At 41.8% G+C, this 7,652-nt stretch carries 5 protein-coding genes; 3 read left to right on the top strand and 2 right to left on the bottom strand.

Translation table 11 applies throughout. From position 1 onward, the window contains the following. Positions 1-151 precede the first annotated feature (151 nt). Entirely contained in the window at positions 152-385 is a 234-nt protein-coding gene (locus J7K40_08750; GenBank protein MCD6162486.1) for a GIY-YIG nuclease family protein, read from the top strand. On the opposite strand, the gene J7K40_08755 is transcribed toward J7K40_08750, so the two are convergent. Beyond that, positions 363-1,520, bottom strand: coding sequence for a N(5)-(carboxyethyl)ornithine synthase (locus J7K40_08755; GenBank protein ID MCD6162487.1), 1,158 nt, complete (start codon positions 1,518-1,520; stop codon positions 363-365). The two genes, J7K40_08750 and J7K40_08755, sit on opposite strands and share 23 nt — an antisense overlap. A gap of 934 nt (positions 1,521-2,454) precedes the next feature. Between J7K40_08755 and J7K40_08760 the strand changes: the two genes are divergently transcribed. Next, positions 2,455-4,350, top strand: a complete 1,896-nt coding sequence (locus tag J7K40_08760; protein ID MCD6162488.1) for a S9 family peptidase — start codon at positions 2,455-2,457, stop codon at positions 4,348-4,350. A 393-nt stretch (positions 4,351-4,743) separates the two neighbouring features. On the opposite strand, the gene gatE is transcribed toward J7K40_08760, so the two are convergent. Beyond that, a complete protein-coding gene (gene gatE, locus J7K40_08765; GenBank protein ID MCD6162489.1) occupies positions 4,744-6,615 on the bottom strand; it encodes a Glu-tRNA(Gln) amidotransferase subunit GatE in 1,872 nt (623 codons plus the stop codon). A gap of 127 nt (positions 6,616-6,742) precedes the next feature. On the opposite strand from gatE, the gene J7K40_08770 reads away from it, so the two are divergent. After that, positions 6,743-7,366: a hypothetical protein gene (locus J7K40_08770; protein ID MCD6162490.1), complete on the top strand. Its 624-nt coding sequence runs from the start codon at positions 6,743-6,745 to the stop codon at positions 7,364-7,366. The last annotated feature ends 286 nt before the right edge of the window (positions 7,367-7,652 follow it).

Consider the following 7,652-nt stretch of genomic DNA (forward strand, 5'->3'; position numbering starts at 1 on the left):
TTTAACAAAATAAAAGATGAAGTGCCGATGTTTATCGGAGTTGCCCAACATCCCGATGCTCTATGGGTTATGAAATAAGCAAGCTTCGATTGTTGGGTATTATTTTAAGAACTCTATAAAAAAGGCCGGACAGTAGTGTTATGTTTTATATTTGGAAAAGTATGATAGAATCTATACTGGACAGACTAACGATATAAATATGCGTTTAGACAAACATAACAGTGGCCGAGTTAGATCAACTAATGCATATATACCTTGGCGCCTTATTCACAGCGAAGAATTTGATATTCGAGCTGAGGCAATGGCTCGTGAGAAAGAATTAAAATCTCACAGAGGCAGGGATTTTATTCGCAATGAGGTACTCAGCTGGCCCTCTTATCGATAGGTGTGTGAGGGAAGAACGGCTGGCGTTTCTGAAACGACAGTATGTTGGATTTCTGAATTACACCCGCGTCAAAATTAATAGCCCGTCGAATGGTTTCATTTTCCTGCCAGCTCTCACGTCCCGCGACCACATCCGGCAAATGGACAATGAGGGCAGCGGAGATAGATCGCGAGGCACTTTCCCAGAGATAGCTTGGTGTATGATCCACCGCGTAGTAATCTGCCGCTCCAATCTTTAATATTGGATTCCTGAACGTGGTTGGTTTGGCAAAAAAGAATCCCATACCCTCATCGCAACTGACATCAATGATTAGGCAGCCTGGCCTGAGGCATGATCTCTCATTTTCAGCTACGAATAGGATGGGATGATCAGTATTTTGAAAGGTTCCGTTTACAATGATTTCTGATTGGCTGATCAGATCAAGCAACGGTTTCTCAGTACCATCGTGCTCCATAAACAACATGCGCGCTTCCCCATCTTTGCCTTCCCGAATATGGACATAGTGACAATCAAGTATCTCCTCCCGTACTTCATGGTCGGGGCGCAGAATGCAGATTGTGATATCTCTAAACCCACGTGCCTTGAGAGCGCATATGGCCCCGCGGCTGACCGCACCGAAACTAAAAATGATCGTTTTACGTTGGTTTCCGTAGTGCCCGTCGATGCCTTTTAGTTGTAAGGCATGCAATACCGCACAATAGCCGGCCATTTCGTTGTTCTTATAGAAAGTGTGGCGGCCAATCTGGCCATTGGGTCCCCAGGTAAACATATCCTCAAAGGCGATGAGTGTCTGCTTGCGATCTATCGCAGCTTGAGTAATATCCCATTGTTGTACGCAATGTAGCCAGCCCCAAAGGATTCCACCTTCGCGAAGTTCCTGTAAATCAGATAAAACTGGCTTGGGAATGATAACCCTCCCGATTTCGGCCAACAGTTCGCGGCGTGCGGCAATGCCACCCGACTGAGCAGCAATCTCCGAGTCTTCGATATCAAGTGGCACTCCATAGCCTTCCTCAAATATCAGTTGGCGGCGCACTTGTACGGGCAAGCGCAGTAGATGCTCTGGATGGATTGGAATTCGTCGCTCATCTTCCTTTTTTGAAGTGCCAATGACTCCGAATGTATATTTGCTCATATCGTTCCTCTCTTCTTGAGACAATGAAGGCATGTGAATTCATGAAAGAACTGTCCTGTCACGCCCCCGATTATCGTACCTCTTTTAAAGTTAATTAAACCATGGCAAGAATCAATTCTTTTGTGATCGTTGGAAATGTAGTTAAAACTTGGATAATTAGCAACTGAATTAGCAAATCGAGTTGAAGCGATTCCTATAGCTTAATTCGATGGGTGTTAAGAGCGATAAAGCTATAATCTGCTATATTGCATAAGCATATGATAATCAATGAATTCCATTAAAAACGGGGGTGGACGAGCCTCGAACCCGGGAAGTGATCTTTAATAATTCTATAAATTGGTTGGATTTTTAGTTCTAATCAGCCAAAATTATGCTAAACTTACCCTGTAATAGGAACGATTCATTATGACACAATTGTATGAGGCAGCATATTAATCGTTGTATGATTTTTAGCTACACGATTAATAACCAATTTTACTGCATCCCATAAAAGTACGCTTTGAGACACCAATCCGGGGAGCCAGTTTTTTCTAACCTACAAGTTGACCAATTAGTTAAATTTAAAAATATTATCTTCTTCGTTTCAGAATAATAACCAGCTTGGAGTTTACAGAAATATATGCCGGATGTAACATCTGAAGCATTCCAGATAACTTGATCGAAACCTGCTTGCTGTTGTGCATCAACCAACATCTCAACCTAACGGCGGAAGATTTAGCAGTCGAGTAATGCCATATCAATGAATACTTAGATTCTAAATGAAAGGCAACGCATAAATGAGAACAAAAGCATTGCGCAAATTATCTATGTTAGTTATTATTGATAATTAGTATCGTATCGTTTGGATAATAAATAATTGGTATTTGTATCCTTTTGATCTAATCGCTCCCGTCCAAAGCAGGAGACTAATCATTAAAAGTGGAGGATTTCTGCTATGCGAAGAACATTTATCACAGCGCTGCTTATCATGTTTGTGATGCTTCTGTGTTTGTTTATCAGTTGTTCAACAAAGACAACACTTATTCCGATGGAGGATTTCTTTAAGAATCCCCAGCAAGCCTATTTCCAGATTTCTCCTGATGGCAAGTATGTCTCGTTTACAAAACCTTTCGAGCGGCGAATGAACATTTTTGTGCAGGAGATAGGTTCTGAGAAAATAACCAGGGCTACATCGGTTACCGATCGCGATATCTGGGCTTATTTCTGGAAGGGCAATAATCGCCTCCTGTACCTCCATGATTTCGGTGGTGATGAGAATTTCCATATTTTCGGTGTGGATCGCGATGGCGGCAACTTGACCGACCTAACGCCTTTTGAAAATGTTAAGGCCAGAATTATTGATGACATGCCGGACCGCGATACAGACATCCTCATATCAATGAACAAAATAAATCCGGAAGTGTTCGATGTCTACCGATTAAACACGGTAACCGGAGAACTGACTTTAGCAGCCGAAAACCCCGGCAATATTTCGAGCTGGATTACCGATCATGATTACAATGTCAGGATTGCCATTCGGACCGATGGCATCAATAACACCATTTTGTATCGAGATGGCAGCGAGGGTGAGTTTAAAGAAATAATGACTGTTGGTTTCAAGGATACTTTTCATCCTATTCTTTTTACATTTGATAACAAACACATCTATGCCCTGTCTAACCTGGGACGGGATCGTGAAGTAATTGTAAAATATGACTTGGCAAAAAACGTTGAGTTAGAGTTGCTGTATGAGAATCCCGAAGTCGATGTTTCCGGTCTTAATTACTCCCGCAAGCGCAAGGTTTTGACCGAGATTAACTATGTCGATTGGAAATACCAAAGGAAAGTTCTCGACCCTGAGATGGAAAAATACTACAAGATGTTGGAGCACCGGTTTCCCGGATATGAAATCTATCTAACGTCCAACAATCGTGATGAGGATATCTTCATCGCTCGCACCATGAGTGATCGCTCTACTGGCTCATATTATCTATTTGACACTCGTTCCGGTAAAATCACAAAACTCGCTGATAGAAATCCGTGGCTGCCAGAGAATCAGTTGGCTGAGATGAAACCGATATCCTACAAATCACGTGACGGTTTGACAATCCATGGGTATTTGACAGTTCCCAGAGGTGTCGAGCCCAAAAACCTTCCAATAGTTGTAAACCCGCATGGTGGTCCTTGGTATAGAGATGCCTGGGGATTTCGTGGAGAGGTTCAGTTTTTGGCCAACCGTGGTTTTGCCGTATTCCAAATGAACTTCCGAGGTTCTACTGGTTATGGTAAAGCATTTTGGCAAGCCTCGTTTAAGGAATGGGGCAAAAAGATGCAGGACGATATAAGCGATGGCGTTAAATGGCTTATCGATGAAGGTATCGCCGATCCGAATAGGATTGCCATTTATGGTGGCAGCTATGGCGGTTATGCAACTTTAGCCGGTCTTGCTTTTACACCCGATCTGTATGCCTGCGGTGTTGACTACGTTGGCGTTTCCAACCTGTTTACCTTTATGAATACAATGCCGCCCTATTGGAAGTTGTACCGTAAGATGATGTACGAAATGGTTGGCGACCCGGTTAAGGACAGCATCCTGCTGGCTGAAGCATCTCCGGTGTTTCATGCGGATAATATAAAAGTGCCGGTGTTGGTGGCTCAGGGAGCTAACGATCCGAGAGTTAATATCGACGAGTCTAATCAGATTGTTGAGGCTCTAAAAAAGCACGGTATTGAGGTTGTCTATATGGTCAAGGACAACGAGGGACATGGTTTTCTCAATGAGGAAAACACCTTCGATTTCTATCGGGCTATGGAGGATTTCCTGACCAAGCAGCTGTTAAGCAAAAAGTAAAGCAAATCTGTTATTGAAAATAAAATGACAGGCAGGTCGAAGTAAAATCAGTTTCGACCTGCTGCCCAAGAACACGGTCCCTACTTCACTCTCAGCAAACATTTGCAATCTTCGACTTTCACATCTGTTTTCTTTCGAAGAACCTTGCGGCATGGGCAAGCTTTTTGGCTTTTTTATTAAAAAACCCTTTCACTTGCATCATTATAAAATAAATCCATCTTATGATAAATAAAGAAGTTAATATTTTATTCAGCAATCCCTAAATATTCGTATAGACAAATATAACAGCGGCAAAGTTAGATCGACTAAAAAATATATGCCTTAGCGCCTTATTCACAGCGAAGAATTTGATACTTGATTTGAGGCAATGGCTTGCGAAACAGAATTAAAATCTCACAGAATTACAAGGTTTCTAACCCTGCCGCCATCAACCGCTTCTTCAAACCGGCGCATGACCACACCTATAATATAATTCGTCTTGACATCATTATTGGCAAAATCAATTTGCTCCGCCTGCTTGATTGCCTCAGCTATTGCTTGGCGAATATCGCTATCGGACAATTCTGATTTTTCCGAAATCAACTTAGAAAATTTTGGCTCCAATTCAGCGGGCGTCGAACCGACGAATAATTTTTCAACTGTTTTTAGCGTAAGACGTCCCTGCTTTTGCCTATCAAGAATACTTGCAACTGTATCAATATTGAAATCGATAACCGATTTGTTAACTTTGTATACACGTTTTAACATCGAATACAACTTTACAGGGTTAATATAATCTTGCTTGACCAGCCTGTCAAACATCTCAAGGAGAGGGGAAACTACAACTTTATGCGATATGTCTATCGGAGTACCCAGTTTTTCCCATTCGGATTCATATTCCCATGAGCGTTTGGGCAAGCCTCTTTTATAGTTGGAAATATCACAGGCAGGGATAGCCACCGGCGGGCTGTCGGTATCGGGATACATTCTGTCAGGTCCGGGCAGCACACGTTCAAAACCGGTAGTGAAATCGCTTAGATGCTGACGGGTATCATTAGGGACACCGTCAAACGCTTCCTCTGCCCTGATAACGATTTCGTTCATGGCAGTAGCTATGTCATTACGTGGACCCCAGGTTAAGACGATGGCATCTTTATCGGAGGTGTCCAGTTCTTTGGCAAGTTTGTTCCAACAATCCGAATCGATAACCGGTAGCGGTATTTCATTAACAGCGATATTTGGCATCTTATCCAAACAGGCAATAACTTTTACGCGCCCGGAAAATTCATCTGCAAAAGTTCTTCTCGGCTGTATCTCGCGTTTCAGCAAGCCGGCAAATCCCGGTAATTTAACAGCGCCAAAACGATTGCCGGAACCTGTCACTGAGGCAATCAGCGATGATGGCCGGATGTTTAATATATCTGTAACATCTTTTTTAACCGGCGTAAAACTGCTTTTATTATAGCCGCGCTTTTGCAGTTCATCTTTTATATCGAGAAGGTATTTTTGACGCAAAGCCTCAATCGCAGTCATTCGTTCAACATATTCTGTTTTGGAGATGCCTTTCATCTCCACCCGTGTGCCGCCAGTGATTGATACATTGACATCCTGACGAACACTGCCGATGCCGCGGCGCACAAGACCCGAAGCCTTAAGCATTCTGCCGATAAGTTCATTAACCTCGCGTGCTTCTCTTGGGGTTTCTAAAACTGGCTGCGTGATTACCTCAACCAATGGAGAAGACAAGCGGTCGGTTCTGAAAATTATATCATGACCATTATCTGAAACCTCGCGACAGGCATCCTCCTCAAGGCAGATATGTGAAAGCATAATCTTGCGGTCTTTATACGGAACCCAGCCGCCGACCCCAACAATCGCGGTTCGCTGAAAACCGGTAGGGATTGAACCATCCAGATACTGCTTGCGAGAAACATGGAGTTCATCTATTACTGCGCAGTTCAACATAAGGGCTAAGCGAATAGCTATTTGCAGCGCTTTTTTGTTTATAGTGAATGGCGGCGTATCATCCATTTCGTAGGTACACATATTATTACGATAAAGCTGATAAATCACCCGCTTTTTAGTTTTAAACTCCATCAGAGCGGTGCCATCATATTCGCCCAACTCGGATAAGGTGGGACGCATATGCCTGATGATTTCTGCATCCGGAGCATCGTTCCTATATCCGGTAGGACAATTGCAGAATAATTTTGTTGATGTTTTTAGCTGTTGATGTATTTCGAGACCGCATTTAAAGCCGAGTTTCTTAAACATGTTTTCATTCATTTTTATCGCCAATTCATACAAAAGTGTTGACAATTACATTGTTATTTTATTATCCTCAATAATAATAAAATGGGAGTTATAATGCTAACATTTTTAAGGTAGGTATATTGTGGATGTAGATTATTTGTTGCTAACATTAAAAACTGACAGAGAAGTAAACTTAGGTCCTTGTCCGCTATCTTTACAGATTTCCAACCTTTCGCAAAAATTAGCTGGGCGACCGGGTTACGTCCCCTCTGGGGGGAAATATCCCCTTATACAGTATAAGGTTATACGAGGAGCGCCGCTTATCGTTGCAGTTAATGAAGGCTGCGATTTACTATGGGAGGTTTTCGACAAACTCGAAGAAATAAATGAAATTAGCCCTTGGAAAATTACCGAAAAGAGGGTTATTGAAAAAAAATCTCCTCTTTGCATCACCGAAGAAAAATCAAGGTATCGCTTTCTTACTCCATGGCTAACAGTTCAGGAATCTGAAATCGGTATTGATATTAAAAATAATCCCAAGCAAAGAAACATGGCTTTAGCCACAGTTTTGGAAAGCAATTTCTTGGCAGTTGCCCGCAATTTTAATATTCCTTTAGATAGAGACATTAATATTACGCTAAATACTAAAGATGAATACATCGTTCAGCGGGATTCTAATATTGCCGGGTTTTTCGGTTCATTCTATATTAATTTTCAACTGCCGCAATTTTTGGGATTGGGCAGGGCAGTTTCACGAGGTTTTGGAACTATTAAGCAAAGTTAACAGCTAAATAGAAATATTGAAACCTCAATTAGAGTATATAGCCACATTAAATGAACTGTAGCCCGCATTAACCATAAATTATGTAAAACTAACATTCGTCATCTGCCTGCTTGCTATTTACATATAATAATTAATTGATATAACAATAGTTGCTAAAAAACAAAATGGCAGTAATGCAAGTTTTTATTGAGAAATATAAAAATCTGTCTTGCATAAGCTTAAATGTTTTCACACTACTGTCCGGCCTTTTATCCGCCTTAGGCGGATGCTATAATGATGTCATTCC

It is taken from the genome of Candidatus Zixiibacteriota bacterium (assembly GCA_021159005.1).
Lineage (GTDB): Bacteria > Zixibacteria > MSB-5A5 > UBA10806 > 4484-95 > JAGGSN01.

Bases quoted from the DNA above. Each gene is read 5' to 3' on its own strand.
- gatE (MCD6162489.1), bottom strand. From the start codon at position 6,615: ATGAATGAAAACATGTTTAAGAAACTCGGCTTTAAATGCGGTCTCGAA.
- J7K40_08760 (MCD6162488.1), top strand. From the start codon at position 2,455: ATGCGAAGAACATTTATCACAGCGCTGCTTATCATGTTTGTGATGCTT.
- J7K40_08755 (MCD6162487.1), bottom strand. From the start codon at position 1,520: ATGAGCAAATATACATTCGGAGTCATTGGCACTTCAAAAAAGGAAGAT.